At 45.0% G+C, this 21,194-nt stretch carries 19 protein-coding genes and 2 riboswitches; of the genes, 9 read left to right on the top strand and 10 right to left on the bottom strand.

The window, feature by feature from the left end; all coding sequences use genetic code 11:
• Positions 1-23 precede the first annotated feature (23 nt).
• From NSU15_RS00615 to rpoE, 5 genes are all read right to left on the bottom strand, one after another.
• On the bottom strand, positions 24-1,277 hold the full coding sequence (locus NSU15_RS00615) for a UDP-N-acetylglucosamine 1-carboxyvinyltransferase (RefSeq protein WP_060623903.1): 1,254 nt from the start codon (positions 1,275-1,277) through the stop codon (positions 24-26).
• Positions 1,278-1,465: 188 nt separating this feature from the next.
• The gene (gene fba, locus NSU15_RS00610) at positions 1,466-2,320 is read right to left on the bottom strand and encodes a class II fructose-1,6-bisphosphate aldolase (protein WP_036679934.1); all 855 of its coding nucleotides are present in this window, start codon (positions 2,318-2,320) and stop codon (positions 1,466-1,468) included.
• A gap of 208 nt (positions 2,321-2,528) precedes the next feature.
• Complete coding sequence (locus NSU15_RS00605; RefSeq protein WP_042123230.1) at positions 2,529-2,915, bottom strand: response regulator; 387 nt, start codon at positions 2,913-2,915, stop codon at positions 2,529-2,531.
• Positions 2,916-3,287: 372 nt separating this feature from the next.
• Positions 3,288-4,895, bottom strand: coding sequence for a CTP synthase (locus tag NSU15_RS00600; RefSeq protein WP_076121335.1), 1,608 nt, complete (start codon positions 4,893-4,895; stop codon positions 3,288-3,290).
• A gap of 326 nt (positions 4,896-5,221) precedes the next feature.
• Positions 5,222-5,770: a DNA-directed RNA polymerase subunit delta gene (gene rpoE / locus NSU15_RS00595; RefSeq protein WP_042123225.1), complete on the bottom strand. Its 549-nt coding sequence runs from the start codon at positions 5,768-5,770 to the stop codon at positions 5,222-5,224.
• 448 nt (positions 5,771-6,218) lie between these two features.
• On the opposite strand from rpoE, the gene NSU15_RS00590 reads away from it, so the two are divergent.
• Positions 6,219-7,388: a S8 family peptidase gene (locus NSU15_RS00590; protein ID WP_339291193.1), complete on the top strand. Its 1,170-nt coding sequence runs from the start codon at positions 6,219-6,221 to the stop codon at positions 7,386-7,388.
• A 127-nt stretch (positions 7,389-7,515) separates the two neighbouring features.
• On the opposite strand, the gene argS is transcribed toward NSU15_RS00590, so the two are convergent.
• The 3 genes from argS to NSU15_RS00575 form a co-directional block, all read right to left on the bottom strand.
• Positions 7,516-9,201, bottom strand: a complete 1,686-nt coding sequence (gene argS / locus NSU15_RS00585) for an arginine--tRNA ligase (RefSeq protein WP_339288746.1) — start codon at positions 9,199-9,201, stop codon at positions 7,516-7,518.
• Positions 9,198-9,641 (bottom strand): DUF1934 domain-containing protein, encoded by a 444-nt coding sequence (locus NSU15_RS00580; RefSeq protein WP_060623897.1) that lies wholly within the window; start codon positions 9,639-9,641, stop codon positions 9,198-9,200. Before NSU15_RS00580 ends, argS begins: the two co-directional genes overlap by 4 nt.
• 334 nt (positions 9,642-9,975) lie before the next feature.
• Entirely contained in the window at positions 9,976-11,160 is a 1,185-nt protein-coding gene (locus NSU15_RS00575; protein WP_339288744.1) for a hypothetical protein, read from the bottom strand.
• 224 nt (positions 11,161-11,384) lie between these two features.
• On the opposite strand from NSU15_RS00575, the gene NSU15_RS00570 reads away from it, so the two are divergent.
• A complete protein-coding gene (locus NSU15_RS00570; protein ID WP_339288742.1) occupies positions 11,385-13,445 on the top strand; it encodes a PBP1A family penicillin-binding protein in 2,061 nt (686 codons plus the stop codon).
• A 203-nt stretch (positions 13,446-13,648) separates the two neighbouring features.
• Positions 13,649-14,122, top strand: coding sequence for an AbrB/MazE/SpoVT family DNA-binding domain-containing protein (locus NSU15_RS00565; RefSeq protein ID WP_042123219.1), 474 nt, complete (start codon positions 13,649-13,651; stop codon positions 14,120-14,122).
• 97 nt (positions 14,123-14,219) lie between these two features.
• Here the strand turns inward: NSU15_RS00565 and NSU15_RS00560 are convergent, their stop codons facing one another.
• A complete protein-coding gene (locus tag NSU15_RS00560; protein ID WP_042123218.1) occupies positions 14,220-14,726 on the bottom strand; it encodes a YwhD family protein in 507 nt (168 codons plus the stop codon).
• Positions 14,727-14,829: 103 nt separating this feature from the next.
• Between NSU15_RS00560 and NSU15_RS00555 the strand changes: the two genes are divergently transcribed.
• From NSU15_RS00555 to NSU15_RS00530, 6 genes are all read left to right on the top strand, one after another.
• Positions 14,830-16,836, top strand: coding sequence for a M1 family metallopeptidase (locus tag NSU15_RS00555; RefSeq protein ID WP_042123217.1), 2,007 nt, complete (start codon positions 14,830-14,832; stop codon positions 16,834-16,836).
• A gap of 44 nt (positions 16,837-16,880) precedes the next feature.
• A complete protein-coding gene (locus tag NSU15_RS00550) occupies positions 16,881-17,678 on the top strand; it encodes a hypothetical protein (protein ID WP_339288740.1) in 798 nt (265 codons plus the stop codon).
• Between the two features lie 214 nt (positions 17,679-17,892).
• A riboswitch (cyclic di-AMP (ydaO/yuaA leader) is annotated at positions 17,893-18,031 on the top strand.
• Between the two features lie 53 nt (positions 18,032-18,084).
• A complete protein-coding gene (locus NSU15_RS00545) occupies positions 18,085-18,513 on the top strand; it encodes a C40 family peptidase (protein WP_339291191.1) in 429 nt (142 codons plus the stop codon).
• A gap of 359 nt (positions 18,514-18,872) precedes the next feature.
• Positions 18,873-19,014, top strand: a riboswitch (cyclic di-AMP (ydaO/yuaA leader).
• A gap of 5 nt (positions 19,015-19,019) precedes the next feature.
• Positions 19,020-19,511: a C40 family peptidase gene (locus NSU15_RS00540; protein WP_042183954.1), complete on the top strand. Its 492-nt coding sequence runs from the start codon at positions 19,020-19,022 to the stop codon at positions 19,509-19,511.
• Positions 19,512-19,735: 224 nt separating this feature from the next.
• The gene (locus NSU15_RS00535) at positions 19,736-20,221 is read left to right on the top strand and encodes a GNAT family N-acetyltransferase (protein WP_339288738.1); all 486 of its coding nucleotides are present in this window, start codon (positions 19,736-19,738) and stop codon (positions 20,219-20,221) included.
• Between the two features lie 127 nt (positions 20,222-20,348).
• Positions 20,349-20,705, top strand: coding sequence for a cytochrome c (locus NSU15_RS00530; protein ID WP_042123211.1), 357 nt, complete (start codon positions 20,349-20,351; stop codon positions 20,703-20,705).
• Positions 20,706-20,787: 82 nt separating this feature from the next.
• Here the strand turns inward: NSU15_RS00530 and NSU15_RS00525 are convergent, their stop codons facing one another.
• Positions 20,788-21,075 (bottom strand): 4a-hydroxytetrahydrobiopterin dehydratase, encoded by a 288-nt coding sequence (locus NSU15_RS00525; protein ID WP_339288737.1) that lies wholly within the window; start codon positions 21,073-21,075, stop codon positions 20,788-20,790.
• Positions 21,076-21,194: the final 119 nt, after the last annotated feature.

Below are 21,194 nucleotides of genomic sequence, written 5' to 3'. Positions count from 1 at the left end.
CTTCCAAACGGGATATCCTAATTTTATTCGTTCTCACGCCAAACATGAGCACCAAGTTGTCGAAGGTTGCTCACTAAATTATCATAACCACGGTCAATATATTCTACGCCGGTCACCTCGGTGATTCCATCCCCTACCGTCAACCCAGCAATGACAAGAGCAGCACCTGCCCGTAAATCGGTCGCTTTCACTTTTGCAGCGTTAAGCTTACCACCCTCAATAATTGCAGAACGGCCTTCAACGCGGATCTTTGCGCCCATTCGTACCAATTCTGGCACATGCTTAAATCGGTTGCTGTAGACAAAATCGCTAAGTACACTAACACCTTCCGCCTGCGTCAGCATACTTGTCATAGGAGATTGTAAATCTGTAGGAAAGCCAGGATAGGTCAGCGCTTTGACATCTGCGTGCTCATATTTAGCTCTACCTATAACGCGAATACTTTCATCAAGCTCTTCAATATCAACGCCCATCTCTAAAAGCTTGGCCGTTAAAGCTTCCAAGTGCTTAGGAATAACGTTATCTATCAACACATTACCACGCGTAGCCGCAGCGGCAATCATATAAGTTCCTGCTTGAATCCGATCGGGAATAATGGAGTGACGGCAACCGTGCATCTCCGAAACTCCTTCGATTCTGATGGTTTCTGTACCAGCGCCTTTAATAACAGCGCCCATAGAGTTCAATAGGGTTGCTACATCTATAATCTCAGGCTCTTTAGCCGCATTTTCAATAATTGTGGAGCCTTTGGCACGTGAAGCCGCCAGCATGATGTTAATAGTGGCACCTACGCTTGATACGTCTAAATAAATCTTCGCACCGCGTAGTTCTTTAGCATATAAGTGGATAGAACCGTGTTCGTTGGTAACTGTTGCTCCCAGTGCCTCGAATCCCTTAATATGCTGATCGATTGGACGAGGTTCGAAATTACAACCACCGGGAAGACCTATTGTTGCTTCTTTGAATCTTCCAAGTAGAGCTCCCATCATATAATATGAAGCTCGAAGTTTCTTAACCGGACCATTAGGCATAGGTATAGATACAATACGCGAAGGATCAATTTTCATCTGGTTGCCTGACCAAGATACACTTGCGCCAAGCTCTTGCAAGATTTCGGAGTAAACGGCTACATCACTAAGGGACGGTAAATTATCAAGAACAACTTCAGATTCGGCCAAAATCGCCGCAGGAATAAGTGCAATAGCACTATTCTTTGCTCCACTGATGGTTACAACGCCCTCTAGCGGACGTCCACCGCCAATCATTAATTTTTCCATAGATTTATCAATTTCCCCCTACGTGTATTGCAGCTGTGCGGGCAATACGTGCTGTGGACTTTTTAGTGATGAAAATGGAAAGACACCGGCTAAGCGGTGTGCTTTCCTCATCAAACTATTCAACTAGGCAGAGCTACACCCTGCCCTTTACAAATTGCTTGTCCACCTGTGGCGGAAGCTAACAATGATTAGGCTTTGTTATTGGATCCAAATTCGCGGATTTTACCGATAACGGTTTCTTTGATCGCATCGCGACCTGGTGCGATGAATGTACGTGGATCATAAGCATCCGGTTTAGCAGCTAGAACTTCGCGAACAACTTTTGCAAACACAATTTGGTTCTCAGTGTTTACGTTAATTTTGGAAGTACCCAGGGAGATAGCTTTCTTGATGTCATGTTCAGGAATACCTGTACCACCATGAAGAACCATTGGGATGTTAGTAGCGTCACGGATTTCTTCCATTTCTTTGAATCCGAGGTTAGGCTCACCATGGTAAGGACCATGAACAGAACCTAGAGCAGGAGCCAAAGTGTCGATACCTGTTTCTTTAACAATACGAACGCACTCATCCAGCTTAGCATACATGATGCCGCCGATAACGTCGTCTTCTTGTCCACCAACAGTACCTACTTCTGCTTCTACGGAAACACCTTTAGCATGAGCATATTCAACGACTTTTTTAGTCATATCAATGTTCTCATCGATTGGGTGGTGGGAACCGTCGATCATTACGGATGTAAATCCAGCATCAATTGCTGCCTTACATTTATCAAAGCTTGATCCATGGTCAAGGTGGATAGCTACAGGAACTGTGATATTCATATCGATAATTAGACCTTCTACCATCTTAACAACAGTAGTGAAGCCGCCCATGTGACGTGCTGCGCCTTCGGATACACCAAGGATTACTGGTGATTTTTCTTGTTCAGCGGCACCAAGAATAGCTTGAGTCCACTCCAAGTTGTTAATGTTGTACTGACCTACTGCGTATTTTCCTTCAAGTGCTTTGTTCAACATGTCTGTCATAGATACTAATGGCATGGTTTCATCCTCCTAAGAATGTTGGTTGGCTATGTTTTTAAACCGACATCACATACAGGCTTATTATAACACATCCTGAGTCAAATACTAAATAGGATAAACAAAAAAATGTCCCGGTGGGACGATTTTTATCCAGCCCGTATAGCAATTAGACTCAACCTGGTTATAATCACCATAACCAAATAGGATCAATACAGGAAATGTCACTTTAACTGCATTGATCTACTGACTTATTATGAAGATGCATATTGACCGCTACCCGCATTTCATCTATGTCAAATGGCTTTGTAAAATGCATCAATGCGCCTAGCTTGGTAGCCTCCTTAATCATGTCCAGTTCTCCGTAAGCCGTCATCATAATGACCTTAATGGACGGATTCAGCTCTTTCAGATGCTTCAAAATCTCGAGTCCATCCATTCCCGGTATTTTCATATCCAGCAGAACCAAGTCAGGAGACTCGCTGCGAACAATATCTAAGGCCAGTTTTCCGTTAGCTGCTTGAAATGTCGTATATCCTTCGCTATTAAATACTTCCATAAGAAGAATCCGAATCCCATTCTGATCATCGACAATTAACACTTTCTTTTTTTCCATATAACACCCTCCCAGAGATTAAGCCAGATTGACTATACCGCGCTCTCCACAGCTAACGGCCCCTTCAGAAATTAACTCCATACGAAACCTATTATTCGTGCTTCAATGCCCAAATCCTTCTAATTGGATAAAATGGGTAAATAAAGAGCCTGAATTGCAGTGATGTTATTTTCGGAACTCTCCAAAATGGGTAAACAAGCATAAATGCCTTCGGCGTCCTTATAAGGATAGTAAGCGTTTAAGCGAGAAATATTGGACATAAAAGATCGGTGAACAACTTATACATTCTAATAATTAAAAAAAGAGCCTCCAATAGGAGGCTCTTCAGATTTAATTAAAAACTCGCACGTAAGTTACGATTATGTTTACAACCTATTGCTGTTCGGAATGAGTTAAAGAAGCTTTGACAAATTCACGGAACAATGGTTGTGGACGGTTCGGACGTGAAGTGAATTCCGGATGGAATTGAACCGACAAGAACCATGGATGTCCAGGAAGTTCTACAATTTCGACCAAACGACCATCTGGTGAGGTTCCGGAAATAACCAGACCTGCTTTTTCAATCTCATCACGGTACGTGTTATTGAACTCATACCGGTGACGGTGACGCTCGTATACCAGTTCATCATCGTAGCAAGACATTGCCAGGGAACCCTCAGCAATCTTACAAGGATACAAACCAAGACGCATAGTACCGCCCATATCTTCAATATCCTTTTGCTCAGGAAGCAAATCGATCAGTGGATACGGTGTGTTCGGATCGATTTCGGAGCTATTCGCACCTTTTAGACCTAGAACAGAACGGCCATATTCGATTACGGAAACTTGCATACCTAGGCAAATTCCGAAGAAAGGTATCAATTTCTCACGGGCATAACGAATCGCGGAGATTTTGCCTTCAATTCCCCGATCACCGAAACCACCAGGAACTAGAATACCGCCAACACCGCGCAGCATTTCGTCCACGTTCTCATCTGTGATTTCCTCTGCATTGACCCAGCGAAGTTTAACTTCTGCATTGGAAGCAAAGCCTGCGTGTGAAAGGGACTCAACAACACTCAAATAAGCGTCATGCAGGGCAACATACTTACCAACAATCGCAATTTCCACTGTTTTCTCTAGCTTTTGAATTCGCTCAAGCATACTTTCCCATTCACGCATATCTGGAGCAGGTGTTGTAAGCTTCAAATGATTAACAACAATCTCGTCCAATCCTTCATCACGAAGATTCAATGGAACTTCATACAACGTTGAAGCATCGCGGCATTCCACAACAGCATTAGCATCAATATCGCAAAAGAGTGCGATCTTCGCTTTCATATCTGCGGAAAGCTCATATTCCGTACGGCACACGATGACATTCGGTTGAATACCGATACTGCGCAGCTCTTTAACACTGTGTTGTGTCGGCTTTGTCTTCACTTCTCCAGCAGCCTTGATATAAGGAATCAAGGTTACGTGGATATACATCACATTTTCCCGTCCGATATCACTCTTGATCTGGCGAATGGCTTCCAGGAACGGAAGACTCTCAATATCACCTACGGTTCCACCGATCTCTGTGATTACAACATCAGAGTTAGTCTCGCGACCTGCGCGGAACACGCGTTCTTTGATCTCATTCGTAATGTGTGGGATAACTTGTACAGTTCCGCCCAAATACTCTCCACGACGTTCCTTGCTGATTACGGATGAATAGATCTTACCTGTCGTCACATTGTTGTTCTTTGACAGATTAATATCAATAAACCGTTCATAATGTCCAAGGTCAAGGTCAGTCTCCGCACCGTCATCTGTTACGAATACTTCACCGTGCTGATAAGGACTCATCGTTCCAGGATCTACGTTAAGATACGGATCAAACTTCTGAATCGTTACCTTTAGACCTCTGTTTTTGAGCAGCCTGCCCAGCGAAGCGGCGGTAATGCCCTTGCCCAGGGAAGACACAACGCCACCCGTTACAAAAATATACTTTGTCACTGTAAAACCCTCCTAAATAAAGTCCAGACATAAAAGCGGCGCATGGTGTTTATCGTAACCCGTTTTACTATCATCAAAACAGGGGAAATCAAAAGTTTGATTCACTGGGGAAAACACTTGGCGTCGTCCCGCGAATTACATAAAACTACAGCTACTTTGCATCTAAAAAAACAAAAAAGTGACACCCGTAGAACCGGGGCACTTTTTATTTTAAAAAACGCGTTTATTAACTTACATGATAAGCCCATGCAATAGTTTACTCTGACGATCCCCCACTGTCAAGGGAGGAATTATACCATCAGCGAGACTCTTTGAAATTATTTATCTTACTCGTCAGCTTCGGCATCCTCATCTGAGTCATCTTCTGCATCGTCTTCATCTGTGTCATCTTCGTCTATGTCATCTTCATCGATCACGACATCTTCGTCGACTTCTTCTTCGCTGTCGTCGTCGGAATAGAGGTCGTCGCGATCTTCGTCGATAGCGTCAAAGTCCTCTTCTTCTGCAGCGTAGTTTTCTTCTTCTTCAGCAAAGTCGTCGTCTTCCAAATCGTCGTCTTCATCGTTGATGATACGTACGCGTTTGGTGTTACCAACCGGATCATCAGAACGCTCTAGAGGATACCAGCGTTTCAATCCCCAAAGGTTGGTTCCAACACAGGCAAAACGCCCATCAATGTTAATCTCGGTATATAACTGGGCAATAGTATCTTGGCTTTGTTGATCGGTCATGCCGCGCAGCTTGGCTACCTCGACCATCAGATCACGGTAATAATAGGGTGTATTGGCTGCCTTAAGGACTAGAAAAGCCAAATCCACCATCGGCATTTCTTTAACTTTCTCAGGGTCTAGCTTTAAATTGAGTGGCGTACTCACTAAAGGACACTTCCTCTCACGCATTGTTCACATTACGGTTTATTTCAATAATATCCATTAACAAAACTAAGTAAAACCTATTTGACAACAAATTGCAAGTCAAAAGCGGTATCAGCTAACAGAAAGAGCCCTCCAGCACTTATCCGTAGCAGAAACCTGTCTCTATCTTGAAGAAGAATAAATCTAAAACATATGTACCCATACTCCCTTTTATTATTAAAAAAGGCGGAGGAAACCCTCCGCGCATGACTGTATCCACGCCAAGGATCGGCTCCTTACGTGATGTTACAAAGAGAGTGTTAATCTCTTCTGTCTATTTTATGTAAAGCGCCGTCTTTTGACACGATGGGCAGCCCATTTCGTTAAAAAAGGGCAAGTTCCCATTCGGACCCCCTCTTCCACTCATACAATATGGCAGCAGGGCACCGAGGAGGGGACAGCAAATCCTATGGACTATCACAAATTTTGGCACATGCTTCTTGAAGAAATATCGGTTGCCCCCAACAATGGTGAGCGGCGTATTCTTACCTTCAATGATCCCCGCCAGTATGCCGGAGCATTTACACAATGGAAGGCTCTGAAAGCGAAGCAGCCTGAGCTGCGGCAAGTGCAGGTATCTCCGCTGATTCGGGCCTTCTTTGTGCCTGCTGCCGGAGCTGGAAAACTAATGAGCCGATTTGCAGACCTTCTAAATGTTGAAGAGGATCTACAAATACAAATCCATTCTATAGCTAACGAAAAGAGCGGAACCGCCACACTCCCATGGGGAGTGAAAGCCATTCATGCCCCTCAGGCATGGTCTAAATCAACTGGAGTTCACGTTAAAATCGGCGTAATCGACACAGGTGCTGATTACCGCCATCCCGATCTGAAGCATTCATTAGCCTCTGGAGTCAACTTACTACACCGCGGGATGTTGCCGCTAGATGATAATGGACACGGGACTCACATCGCCGGCACGCTTGCTGCGGCAGGAGGAACACGCGGGATGATGGGCGTAGCTCCACGAGCGTTGCTATATCCAGTCAAGGCCTTTGATCATAGCGGCTCCGCCTATGTGTCGGACATAGTACTGGGCATTGATTGGTGTGTGCAGAACAGAATCGATATCATCAATATGAGCTTCGGAATGAAAACTAGAAGCAAAGCACTTCATAATGTGGTTATAAAAGCGTACCGAGCCGGAATCGCTATCATTGCCTCCTCCGGGAATGATGGCAAGCGTGGCGGAGACTACCCCGCACGTTATCCTGAGACGATTGCCGTGGGTGCCATCGATAAAAGACATCGTGTTGCCGGCTTCAGCAACCGCGGTTCTTACATCGATGTATACGGCCCCGGCGAAGGCGTGCCCTCCTGTTGGCTGAAGGAGGGCTACAAAGAGATGAGCGGTACCTCCATGGCGACCTCGCATGTTACGGGAGCCGCTGCACTGCTGCTCGCGGTGCGACCGGGGCTCTCGCCAAGGGAGCTGAAACTGCTCTTGCGGCGCACCGCATCCCCGGTGCGGCTGCGCAAGGGGCAGCGACGCGCATCCCTTGGCGGCGGCGCTGCCGATGCCCTACGCCTGCTGAAGGCAGGAGTGAGGGCCAAGCGGGCGGCCTCCGCGAACGTGTAAACCCCACCCGGTGCCCGGGTGGGTCACTCTGACGTGAGCGCAGCTTGTGCCGGTGCGAAGAACGGCACAAAATAAAATCCGCCTCCGAGGGAACCGGAAGGCGGATTTTTTGTCGTTTGATGTTGAATTACATGCGATCCGGTGCAGAAACACCGACAAGACGCAGGACATTAGCAATGGTAGTACGAGCAGCACCAAGCAATGCAAGACGCGCCACAGTTTGGGCAGCATCCTCAGTAATTACACGTTCAGCTTTGTAATAACTGTGGAACATCGCAGCCAGCTCATATACATAACGGATGAGGCGATGTGGAGCATAACCTTCAGCCGCAACAGCGATTTCTGCTGGGAGCTCACCAATTTTGCGCAGCAGGTCATATTCGTGCACTGCTGTCAGCTTGGAGAAGTCAATCTCAGCGTAATCAGGAATGGAGATCCCTTGCTCCTCTGCCTGACGGAAGATACTGCAGATACGCGCATGCGCATATTGAACGTAGAATACAGGGTTCTCATTAGAAGTAGAGATCGCTAAATCCATATCGAAATCAAGATGGGAATCCATGCTGCGCATGGTGAAGAAATAACGAATCGCATCGATTCCTACTTCCTCCATCAAATCTTCCATCGTAACCGCTTTGCCGGTACGTTTCGACATTTTAACCTTTTCACCATTCTGGAACAGACTGACCATTTGAGCAATTAGAACCACTAGCTTCTCAGGATCATTGCCAAGAGCTGACATCGCCGCTTTCATACGCGGAATATAGCCATGGTGATCAGCACCCCAAATGTTAATCATTTTATCGTAACCGCGGCCATACTTATCGCTGTGATAAGCAATGTCCGGTGTAAGGTAGGTGTATGTGCCATCGTTCTTAATCAGAACGCGGTCTTTATCATCGCCATACTTAGTCGTTTGCAGCCAGGTTGCCCCATCCTGCTCATATACTTCTCCACGATCACGAAGCTCGTCCAGCGAGCGCAGCACTTCCCCATTCTCATACAGCGAAGTTTCACTGAACCAGATATCGAAGTTTACGCGGAATAGACCCAGATCGCGTTTGATTTTATCGAGCTCTTTATTCAGTCCATAGTTCCGGAAAAATGCTGCGCGGTCACTTGGGCTCATCTCGAGTAGTGTATCGCCTTTTTCAGCCACAAGCTCTTTAGCAAATCCCTTAATATCTTCACCATGGTAACCGTCTTCAGGCATTTCTGCTTCTTGACCCAGCTCCTGCAGGTAACGAGTCTCAATGGATTTGCACAGATTGACTACTTGATTACCGGCGTCATTAATATAATATTCCCGTGTCACCTGATAGCCGGCATAATCGAGCACGTTGCAAAGCGCATCGCCGACAGCAGCACCACGAGCATGTCCTAGATGAAGGCTACCCGTTGGGTTGGCGCTGACGAACTCCATTTCAACCTTCTGACCTTGACCGACGTTAATACGGCCATAATCATCACCCTGCTCAGCAACAAGGCTGATAACTGGGTACAAATAACTCTTGGACAATGTAAAGTTAATAAAGCCTGGTCCGGCAATCTCAGCTTTTTCAATAGAAGCACTGCTAGTATCCAAATGCTCTATAATTGCCTCAGCAATCTGGCGCGGATTACGTTTTGCGATTTTGGTCAGCTGCATAGCAGCGTTCGTAGCCAAATCACCATGCGCCTTATCTCTTGGTACTTCCAGTACAATATCCGGAACCTCTTCCGGTGCAACAATTCCTGCATTCACAATTGCATCGGCAATGGCTTCTTTTACCCGTTCATTCACAAGCTCCAACGGATTCTTTCTCTGTGTCATAATTTCGGTTCCTCCTGTATATGCAAACTAATAGCAAACTTTCCTGACAATTCCTCGTAAACGTACAAATCATATTCCCATGCTACCGTTAGGGAACGCCCTTCGCGCACCACGTCCAGCTTGTTCGTTTCTGTAGAAAGATTAAACTGTGTATATGGCGAACGATAGAATCCCGGCAAACGCCGTCCGGATTGAAAGCTCTGTTCCGACTGTATCCCACCGTGGCGGATTAGCTTTAGCTGATTGCCTGCAATTTTTATCGTTGTACGAACAGAAATTTCCTCTCCTCGAGGGCCCTGCTCTAACTCTTCATATTGAATATATAGATGCGGTCCTTTGGATACTACCTCTCCATTCGCTTTCATAACATTCCGCTGACCCTCTTGAAGGCTTACGAGCGTAATAGAGACGTCATATTTGTCAGACTGTAATTCAGGCATCACACGTTCCTCCATTCTGCAAGCCTCTGCATTCTGCATAAGAAAAACGTCTATCGTGAAACTTAAACATTTTTATATTTTATCAAAGGCCTATTCGCTTTCCCATTGTACACTATATCCAGTTCAAAGAAGCATTTCAATCTTTGAATCCAATAGATCTAGCTTAGCTCATAAAATTTTACCATATTGATGGATAAAAGCACACTTGGAACATGTAGTAAAACTGCACATGAGTGCACCCGGCTTCATAATCACAAAAAAACGGTCCCCTCAGGAACCGTCTAGTTAACTATAACGCTCTGTTAACTCGCTTACTACCTTTACAAATCACCGATTACAAGGACAGAATTTTTAACGAAAACCTAAGCTGCCAAGAAGCGCCACCATCTTTCGTTACATATAACGATGCATAATCGCGCTCGCGAACGGCCAGCCAGCCTTCTTTATTACTAGTGAAAGAGATTACCCCATCATACCCAGCAATCGCCGGAAGATTGGTCCACTGCTTACCACCGTTATACGTGCGTCCTACCGCTACTTTTTCTGCTGCGTCGGAATAACCCACCAAGAAGGTCGTACTGTTCCCTATCAGCTCCAAATTTCCCGGTCTGCCAGACGCAGGCCCTTTATTTACTACAGCTTTTCCACTACCCGGAGCAGGTCCACCCCCAGCAGTTTCCTGAGCGATCACTCTATTCCAGCTATTACCCTTACTCGTACTTGTATATAGGGAGTATGAGGTTTGACTCATCCCTGAGCCGCCAAAGAGAACCACATCAACTTGATCTCCCTTTGAAGTGATCTGCCCATACTCTGGATCGGTAAAGGCTACCTTTAACGATAAACTCCAAGTTTTGCCACCATCTGTAGTCTTCATTACCCGATAGCCGGTTCCAGGCACAGTTACAACGGCCCAGCCGGTATTACGATCACTGAAATAAGCACCGCGTGTATTGGATGGGGTTGAAATCTTACTCCAGCTAAGTCCCCCGTCCTTGGTGTAATACGTTGATGCCCTGTTATACCCAAAACCAATCTTACTGTCGATAAAATCGATTCTTTCAAAGCTAACCGCTTTATTCGAAAGTCTTTTCCATTCTGAGCCGCCATTAGAGGTACTGATTAAATATCGAGCTTGACCATCTTCTACAGAAGCAAGGGCAAAACCATGCACGTTATCGGGAAAATCAATCTGTTTAAAGCTCCATTGGCCTTCATAAATCGCTTGAAAATTGCAGCCTCCATCAGAAGTGCCAATCATAAATCCATTACCTGCTGCCCGTCCGATATCTCCATTCAAAAACTGAACATCAGAAAAGGTAAGCGGTGTGGATACGTCTCCTGAATGCTTATTTTGCAGAGACTGTAGTAGCCCATGGTCTCCAGTGCCGCAAGCCGCAGGCGCGGCTGATGCCGCAGCATGTACAGAAGAAGCTGATGCACCCCAGCCTGAAACCATTATTAACGTCGCCGAAAGGGCGGTTATTGTCGTTCTGTGAATCTTTTTCGTCCAGTTCATAGTGACACCTCCTATTGTATATATACCCTCGCTTTCAATCTCTACTCTTTTATACCTCCTGAAGCACGCATGATCCACCATTGAATAGTCACAAAATGGAAACAGTTTGTCATCTCCTATTTAAATCGCCTCTGGTAATAGTCCCTTTAACAGATCGCCTAGTTATACAATGAATATCCTTCCAGTTCCTATCCCATAATACAAGGAGAAGGGAGTCTGGTGCCATGACACGTGAATCAACAAATCTACCTAAACGAAAAAGCCGCTTCCGCCGTTTATTCCGGCTGCTGCTAGCCATGATTATATTGTTTCTACTGACCACGGGAGCTCTGCTCGGTTACCTATATCAAAAGGATCTTCCTCCCATTGGCGACGATGTGCGCTCCAAGCTACTCGACTCCAGAGGCAATATTCTTGCCACCTTTACCTCAGACGGGCGTAGCCGTGAACCGGTCAAATTAAGTCAAATTTCTCCCCTGCTTATTGAAGCCACACTAGCCGTCGAGGACCGTAAGTTTTACGAGCATTCCGGATTCGATATGAAGGGGATGGCGCGGGCCGTACTCGTCAATCTGGAAGAGGGAAATCGAACACAAGGGGCTAGTACGCTAACTCAACAGCTCGCGAGAAATCTCTATCTATCCCACGAAAAGACATGGACGCGCAAGGCCAAAGAAGCCTTGTATACGATGCAGCTTGAGATGAAATACAGCAAAGATGAAATCTTGAACATGTATTTAAATAACATCTACTATGGTCATGGTGCCTATGGCATTGAAGCAGCCTCTCAGATGTATTTTGGCAAATCTGCAGCAGATTTAGACTTAGCAGAGAGTACCATGCTAGCTGGGATTCCAAAAGGACCGACCTACTATTCGCCATACAATCATTTAGACAACGCTAAAAAACGCCAAAAAATTATTTTGACCGTCATGACTAATTTAGGAGAAATTACGCAAGAAGAAGCGGGGCAGGCGGGGCAGGAAGACTTGAACCTAAAACCACAAGGCCAGAAGGATACCACTGTGGCTGCACCTTATTTCAGAGATTATATCCGCAATCTCGCCACAGAATCTCTTCACATCAGCAGTGATGAGCTGGAGCAAGGGGGACTAAATGTTTACACTACCCTAGACCCTGACATGCAGCATGCCGCAGAACAAGCAGTCGACAAAGAGATGGATCAAAAGAGTGATCTGGAGACGGCTCTTGTTTCCATTGATCCTCGAACTGGCTACATTAAAGCAATGGTCGGCGGAAAAAATTATCGTACCAACCAATACAATCATGCTCTAGCCACAACTCGTCAGCCTGGCTCGTCCTTTAAGCCGATCATGTATTTAGCAGCACTCTCTTCCAAAGAGATGACGGGTCTTTCCGTTTTCAAAAGCCAGCCAACGATGTTCCATTATGATAACAATCGCAAAACCTACCAGCCTCGGAACTTCGGGGATAAATATCTGGGGGAAATCAACATGCGACAAGCTATTGCAGCATCCGACAATATTTATGCTGTGAATACAATCATGAAGATCGGTGCGGATAAAGTGAGCGAGATGGCAGCCAAGATGGGCATTGACAGTCCGCTTCAAAGTGTTCCTTCACTGGCACTCGGCACCTCACCAATCAGTCCGCTAGAAATGGCTGCAGCTTTTGCTGTTATAGGAAACAGTGGTCAGAAAATGCTCACCACAGCCATACTAAAAATAACGGATTCAAAGGGTGTGGTCCTGTATGAAGCTCCACAGCCAAAGGGTGAAGCCGTTGTAGAACCTTCTGCCGCCTATGTGTTAACCCGTTTAATGGAAGGAGTATTCGAGACTGGAGGAACTGGGAACCGTGTAGCTTCTATAATCAAACGTCCGGTAGCCGGCAAGACTGGAACTACGGATACAGACGGCTGGATGGTAGGCTTCACCCCCGAGCTATCCACTGCTGTTTGGGTTGGATATGACAAGGGGCGCGACATTACAACTACCGACGGTCGACGGGCAGCTCCAATTTTCGCGGAGTTCACTGAAAAAGCTCTGGAAAATATCCCGCCTAAGATTTTCCCCATTCCAGATGGCGTGGTTAGTGTATACATCAATCCGCAGTCCGGCAAGCTAGCGACAGCAGCCTGTCCCGAAAAAGAACTAGAGACTTTCATTAGTGGAACTGAGCCCACCGAATACTGTGATCAGCACGGCAAAGGTCCCGCTGTCGATGATGCACAAAGCAAAGTAGATCCGGCTGAAGAAAATCGTTCCCTGTGGAACAATATTAAGCGCTGGTGGTTGAATTAGCCCTCTTCATTTATTGAAGAGGTTTTTCTTTTTTATAACTTATTTATTGCAGAATTGATAGGATGGGCAAATTCAGTTTTCACTTCTCCCACAAAGGATGTAACCGCTTCATTTTATGTAATCACCCCATTCTCTTAACTCACAATTACTGCTATAATAGTTAGTAGCAACCAAAATATAAAGATGTAAATGAGGGACATGGGATGAAGGATACAGGCATGATCCGGAGTTTAGACAGTCTTGGGAGAATTGTGGTTCCCGCAGAAATCCGTATGACTCGTAATATCGACATTGGTGATCCTATCGAATTTTTTATATTAAACGATAACACCATCATACTCAGGAAGTACACCTCGACAGAATGTACGTTTTGCAGAAGCCACGACCATGTCACCTACTATAAAGAGCAATTTATTTGCAGTAGCTGTCTAAAAGAAATTGCCGATCCTGAACGCATGTCTCAAGCGCCGGAGACGCGCCAAGATTTTGCTAGCGAAGTGTCAGAGCACAGCAGCACGATCCGGAAGACGAAAACAGAGGATATGTGCCAACGCCTGGAGCGGGCCATAGATGATCATCCATATGCCAATCAGAAAGAGCTTGCTGAAATCCTGGGGATCAGTCAAGCCAGAGTAAGTCAACTCAAACGCAAACTTAGTACGGGAAGCAAATCGTAAACTAAATTCATGTATAGCAAAAAAGGCTTCGACTCTCCTATTTCAGAGTGTCGAAGCCTTTTTACTGTATCCTTTAATCTTGACCGGGTGATTGTTCCTACTCGGTCAGAGCAGCCTTGAGTTCATCGGAGGATGCGGTCCACCATGCCTCATTATGAGAGATCAAGAGGGATTTTAGCGCAGCCTTTTCAACTGCACCAAGCCCTCCCACATCGATTTTGCGTTTTAGAGCCCCATCCAGCTTATTGACATGCTCGGCGAGGATTTTCCAGCCACGACGCGCTTCCGTATCAATCCACATTTCACAAGCTGTTATTCCACCATAGAATTGACTATCCTGGGTACGGTCCACTGCTACCCATACCACCCAAACCTGTCTTCCATTAGGTACATCTTCACGGTTCATGGAGAATTTAATACCCTTTTCAACCTTACTCTTGGCATGCATGGCACCGATATCAATGACTGCTTCACCGCCATCAATAATGACAGGCGATACGTTATTGAGCTCAATAGAGCCTGCTCCAAAGCCTTTATGTTTACTTTTGGCATTCACAATATTTAAGGCAATCTGTTTCTTGCCCTCCGGTTGTATGTTGTCCACGAGTGCACACCCTTCCTCTTACGAATAATTTAATTTTAGCTAATAATGCGGCGATTGCAAACATATACATCCCGTAGATGCTTGTCACGGGAGGAATCACAGTATGAAGTCACTATCATTAAGGTACATTATCATCTTTGCGACCCTGGCCGCCCTCGTGCTACTAGGAGGAATATGGGTCTATTCGGGGGATAACTCCACAACTTCTGTTACTAGCTTTGTTTCAAAAGAGGCCAAGTCCTCCAGTGGCACAGCTCCTGCTGCTGCACCACAGCAAAATCTTCCTGATAGCGCCCCCGTTCCGGCAGAGGAAGCATTAAGTCATCGGGTTGTCGAGTACCACATCGATGTTCAGCTTGTTCCAGATACAGAAACCTTAATCGCTTCTGAGACGGTAACCTGGACACACCCCGGTGTAAAACCTGTAAGTGATCTATATTTTCATATGTACCCAAATGCTTTTGCCTCACCAGATACTACCTTTATGAAGGAATCCGGAGGAACACTCAGGGGTGACACCATGCCAGAGAACGGCTTCGGAAGTATGACTCTAACCGATCTGCGCACGACAGAAGGAACATCGCTAATGCAACGAGTACAATTTGTACAACCTGACGATGGTAACGTCAACGATAAGACACTCCTAAAGGTGCATCTCCCACAACCGGTTAATGGAGGAGAAAGTGTCACGCTTAAACTAAAGTACGAGGTCCAGCTTCCCAAAATATTTGCCCGTATGGGTACATCAGGGAATTTCGTGATGGCTGGGCAATGGTTCCCAAAGCTTAGTGTATACGAGCCTATGGGCACACGCGGGGTTAAGGAAGAAGGCTGGGATTTACATCAATATCACGGCACCTCTGAATTTTACAGCGATTTTGGCATCTTTAATGTAACGATTGCAGTTCCTTCTAACTATACGGTAGCTGCGACCGGATTTCCTGTAAAGAATGCCAAACTGAAACAAGATCAAAAAATATATCAGTTCTACGCTGATGATGTCCATGACTTCGCTTGGGCGGCTTCCCCTGATTTCACAGTAGCTGAAGAAGCCTTCTCTACACCAGAAGTACCTGGTGTACGGATCAAGGTCTATCTCGATCCATTGCACAAAGACTTAAAGGAACGATACCTTCAGGCCGCTAAGGCTGCCCTGACCTACTTCAGTAAATGGTATGGTCCTTATCCCTACTCCACTCTGTCTATTATCGTTCCACCTAAGGAGGGCAATGGTGCAGGAGGAATGGAGTATCCTACGCTCATTACAGCCTTTGGAGCCACGGACTCTTCACCTGATACTTCACTTGAGAGAACCGTCGTTCATGAAATTGGCCATCAATACTTCTACGGTATGGTCGCCAGCAATGAATTCGAAGAGGCTTGGTTAGACGAAAGCTTCACTTCTTACGCTGAAGACAAACTCATGGAGCAGGAATATGGTGTCAAAGCTAATCTCCCTCTGCAATCTAGCCTGGTGACCAAATCAGAGCCGCTGAACTTAGAGACATGGAAATATGACGGGGCAGAATCGTATAGCCGAAATGTATATATTCGCGGAAAGCTAGTACTTAAGGATATTGAACGCCAAGTAGGCGCTAAAGCAATGAACAGTATCATGTCTACTTACGCACGTAAATTCCGTTTCCAGCATCCCACTACATCTGATTTTCAAAAAGTCGTTGAGAAGGTAACCAAAAAATCGTGGCAGCCTTATTTCGAGGATTATGTTTATGGTGGCGGTGCTCCTGATTTCTCAGTAGATACGATTACGATTAAAAAGAATGGCAGCAGCGAGGCTCAGAGCTACGAATCCATAGTGAAAATTACAAACAAAGGGAGTCATTACGTTGACGTTCCCATTAAATTCACATTCGCTGACGGTTCTGCGGCAGAGCGGGTCTGGAACGGTGAAGGAGCAGAGACTACGTTTCAGCTGTTAAGCGATAAACTTCTCCTCTCTGCTGAGATTGATCCTGAGCATACCGTTCTTTTAGAAAACAAACATCTTAATAACTTCAGACTGGCGGAAATAGAGCCTAAAACGCTCTCCCGCTGGACATTAAGTGTAACTAAACTAGTTGAAACCGTGCTCGGAACTCTTGTCTGGTGAGGTGAATGATTGTGAGAACATCGATAACCCGCGGCTGGCAAAGCATGAAGGAGCAATTTTATATTCTGATTCTGCTCTTCATCTATCGACTGCTCTGGGGCTACTTTATGTACGGCTTCATCCGGTCTGCTATCGTTCCAATTCTAATACGCTATCCAGATAAAGACGCTGGAGGCAGCGGAATGGGCAGACTACTCTATTACGTCGAAGGGCAGTTCAGCTTGAACACAGATCCTGCGATACGTACTTGGTTATGGATGTTCCTAGGGCTTGTTATCTTGCGACTGCTACTCTCCCCCTTCATAAGGGCAGGATTACTGCATGAACTCCATCAGGAGCGAAAAGGAGAGCGTGGCCTGTTCTTTTTTCCCGGCATGAAGCTTTATGGATTGCCAGTGTTTATCTTTAGTTTAATCGAATGGGTACTGGCTCTACTTCCGTTATACTGGCTTGCTCCAAAAATGTACGGGCTATTCTTGTCCTCCTTTCTAGACTACTCTTTGTTGCTTCATCTAGTTCCATACGTATTGGCATGGCTTATATACATCTTTATCGTGCGCCTGTTCCTTCTATATATGCAGTTTGGTTATACCAGCGGCACGGGGATGTTCTCCTCCCTATTCATTTGTTTGAAGTCGCTGATTCCAGCAATAGGCATTTCAATCATACTTGGCGCAGCAGGCCTAGTCCTTTTGCTAGTGTGCGGACTAACGGGTATCTTCTGTCCTGGCCTACCAGCACTTCTTATTCGTCAACTTTCATCACTGCCCTCAACACTCTTCAAAATGTGGGGGATTTCAGCTCAATATCATCTATGGCGCAGTAAAGCATTTCCACAATAATTTAAAGGCTTACAGCACATAATATAAGAGTCCCGGTTCCTGAATCAGGAGCTGGGACTCTTTCGCGTTATAGACAAATTATGAGGATTTGCAAAATCGTAAAGACTTTGTTACAATAAGTCCTGTTCCATTGGTAACAAGTTTGTAATCATTTGAAACGATTTCTACATAACTTCATGTATTTGTCGTAGTCTTGTCGATAAGTCACTATCTGGTGCATAAAACGCCGAATTCCTTGCACCGGGAAGTGGGGGAACCATATTTTGGGTGAATTGATCTCGCTTTGCAGTGATCATAGGGGAACCTTCTACCGAACCCTTAAGCTAACCTCACAGGCATTGGAAGGGGTACAATTTTTTTGAAGAATTTAAGAAAAGCATGCGTCGCTGCGGCGCTAGGACTTGTAATGGCGTTCTCTATTGGTGGAGGAAGTGCCTTTGCAGACTCTAAGATGGACAGTGTTATTTCAAAGACTATTGGAGTTGCCTATAAAACCGGAGGCACTAGTACTGCCGGGTTTGACTGTTCTGGATTTACTACGTATGTATTCAAGAAGGTGGGTCTTTCTTTGCCCCGTACTTCAAAAGCTCAATATAGTGTCGGAACTCCTGTAGCCAAAAGCAAATTGCGTTCAGGTGACCTAGTTTTCTTTAACACATTGGGCAACGGCGTATCCCATGTCGGCATTTATGTTGGAAACGGAAAATTCGCACAATCATCATCTTCATATGGCGTGACCATCACTTCACTTAGCCAGTCCTACTGGGCCAATCGCTACGTTGGTGCTAAAAGAGTAATGAGTACTTCCTCATATCAAGCTGTAGCCTACGATTAATACTTCCCCACAACTATAACCTCACAATTACATTATATAGACCTGGGTTTGATTATTGACTTAATCGAATCCAGGTTTTCTTTTGCCTTATTCTATTCTTTACACCACTAGAACGGACTTTAAACACTTTTATTTGATAAAAATTTCAATAAATATAAAAATTAGTTTAATATTATCGCTTACATATGCATTTTGTCTTTAAAAAAACGAATTTTTCTGCATGATTATGTTAAAAACGATTGCCAAGCGGCACTCTGTTTGTTACAATAACTGCAGTAAGATTTTAGTAACATTTTTGTAATCATTAAGTTGTTATTTACAAAGGTTTTGTCATGTATTGATTACAAGCTATTCCTAATCAACAGTATCAGCCGAGTTTCCTAACTATTAGGAAAACGGGGGAACCAACTTTGGGTGAATTGACCTCCATTTTTAGAGGGGTCATAGGGGACCTTCAACCGAACCCTTAAGCTAACCTCGTAGGCATCCGGAAGGGGTATAAACTTTTGAAGAAGAAGCTAGCAGCAGCAGTACTTAGCTTTTCCATTATTTTCACCATCGGAGCAGGAAGCGCTTTCGCGGATTCCAAAATGGATAAAGTGATCGACAAGACCATCGGAACTAAGTACGTATCCGGCGGCATCTCCACAAATGGATTTGATTGCTCCGGATTTACAATGTATGTATTTGATAAAATCGGTATCAATCTACCACACCAATCAGGTTCCCAGTATCAAATGGGTACTGCTATCTCCCAAGATGATTTAAGATCTGGAGATCTTGTATTCTTTAATACAAGTGGTAAGGGTGTCTCCCATGTCGGTATTTATGTCGGTGAAGGCAAGTTTGCACACGCATCTTCCTCACGCGGTGTAACGATTAGCTCCCTGAGTGATAGTTACTACGTGAAACGCTACATCGGTGCTAAACGGATTATGAGCACAGATGCTTATCATTCTGTTGCTTCTGAGACAGAAGATAATGATGATGTTCAATAAGTAAATCGTACATAGGCTCTTTTCCAAGATGTTGCTTCTTGGGGAAGAGCTTGTTTTTTTGTCTTATTTAATATTTACCCCTCTCAAAATTTGTAAAACATTAATCCTCATAAAGTTTCTGAGTCGACCATCCCTCTTTTTGTATATAATACATATAGTATTGTGTGAAACTTATACTTTCTTATATTTTAAAGTCCCCCCCGTGAAAGGAGGTCTTTGACCTTATGATAAATCCCTCCGTTACTTTTCATGTAGCACCTATGGAGACCAGTCACGCGGAAGAGATTTGCAACTGGGATTACACTCCCCCTTATAATATTTACGGCTGGATGCCTTGGGAGCAAATGCAGGCTCTTGAAATCGAGTTCGGCGACCCCCAGTTACGGAATGAGCAATATGTCTCCATATTAAATGGGCAAGGAGCTTTATGCGGATTCGCGCAGTTGTTTCCGATGGAAGGTGTTGTTCGCTTGGGGATTGGCATGCACCCCGATCTATGCGGTCAAGGCCTAGGGAAATTATTCATGGATGCAATCGTGCAAGCAGCCTTGATTCGTTATCCTGAGCGTGAGATAGATCTAGAGGTATTGACCTGGAACCAGCGGGCGATCCGAACTTATCAAAAGTGTGGATTTACGATTACCGATACGTATGAGCGCTTAACCCCCACAGGAAACAAACCATTTTATTGCATGGTCTATGACAAATAATATTAAATTCCATATTTTTCAATGATTTGATGGAATTATCGTTCATTTATTTGTCACAAACCCTATGATAACGCTTCACCTTGAGCTATAATGTAGGAAGCAGCTTACATAGAAGGGACGAACTGGGATGCAGAAATGGATCATGAGCGGTTTGTTTTTTGCCGCCTGTGCCTTTGCGGTAGTACTTATGTTTACACTTCCAGGTAAAGAAGAGGTAGCTGAACAGAATAAGCCAACGATGCCGGTAGTTCAATTGGATGCGGCAAAGGCGGAAGCAACCGTGAAAGCCAGCTGTATCACCTGTCATGGCGATCAGCTTCAAGGTGGAGTTGGACCCAGTCTTCAAAATGAAGGCGGTCAGCATGATGCTGAAGAAATCTACAGTATCGTCACTAAAGGACGCGGCCAAATGCCTTCCTTTAAAGAAAAGCTAGCCCCTGAGGAGATTGCAAACGTCGCCCTCTGGCTCTCAGAGAAAAAGTAACTACCCAAGCAACTAAAAACGCCCGTGCCAGAAGATAGTTCACTATCTGCGCACGGGCGTTTATTTATGAGTTTGGGTGAAACTAACGATTTTTCTCAAAGGCTTCATTAAATTCATGTGCCTCTCGAATATCAAGAGCTGTAATACCATCTTGCTCATTTGATTTCAGTCGTAGAGTCACTGTCTTATAATCAATCGTAATATGTGGATGGTGATCAAAGGCTTCTGAAATGGTGGCAACTTCATCAACGAAAGCAATACCCTTCATATACTGGCTGAACATATATTTTCGCACCATGGTATTCTCTTCCAGCTTCCAACCTTCCAGCTTGCTGATCTGTTCACGCAGTTCTTCTTCCGTAAATAACAATTCGTTTCCTCCCTTACTAAAAATTGCAGTAAAATCCGTAGATCCTTTACTTGTCTTATTCGTTAAACAAAACATCCCTTAGCTTCTGAGGTCCAAGGGATGTGCCAGGATAAAGGCAA

It is taken from the genome of Paenibacillus sp. FSL E2-0201 (assembly GCF_037963325.1).
GTDB lineage: Bacteria > Bacillota > Bacilli > Paenibacillales > Paenibacillaceae > Paenibacillus_AQ.
This window is presented reverse-complemented; position numbering and strand designations above follow the sequence as displayed.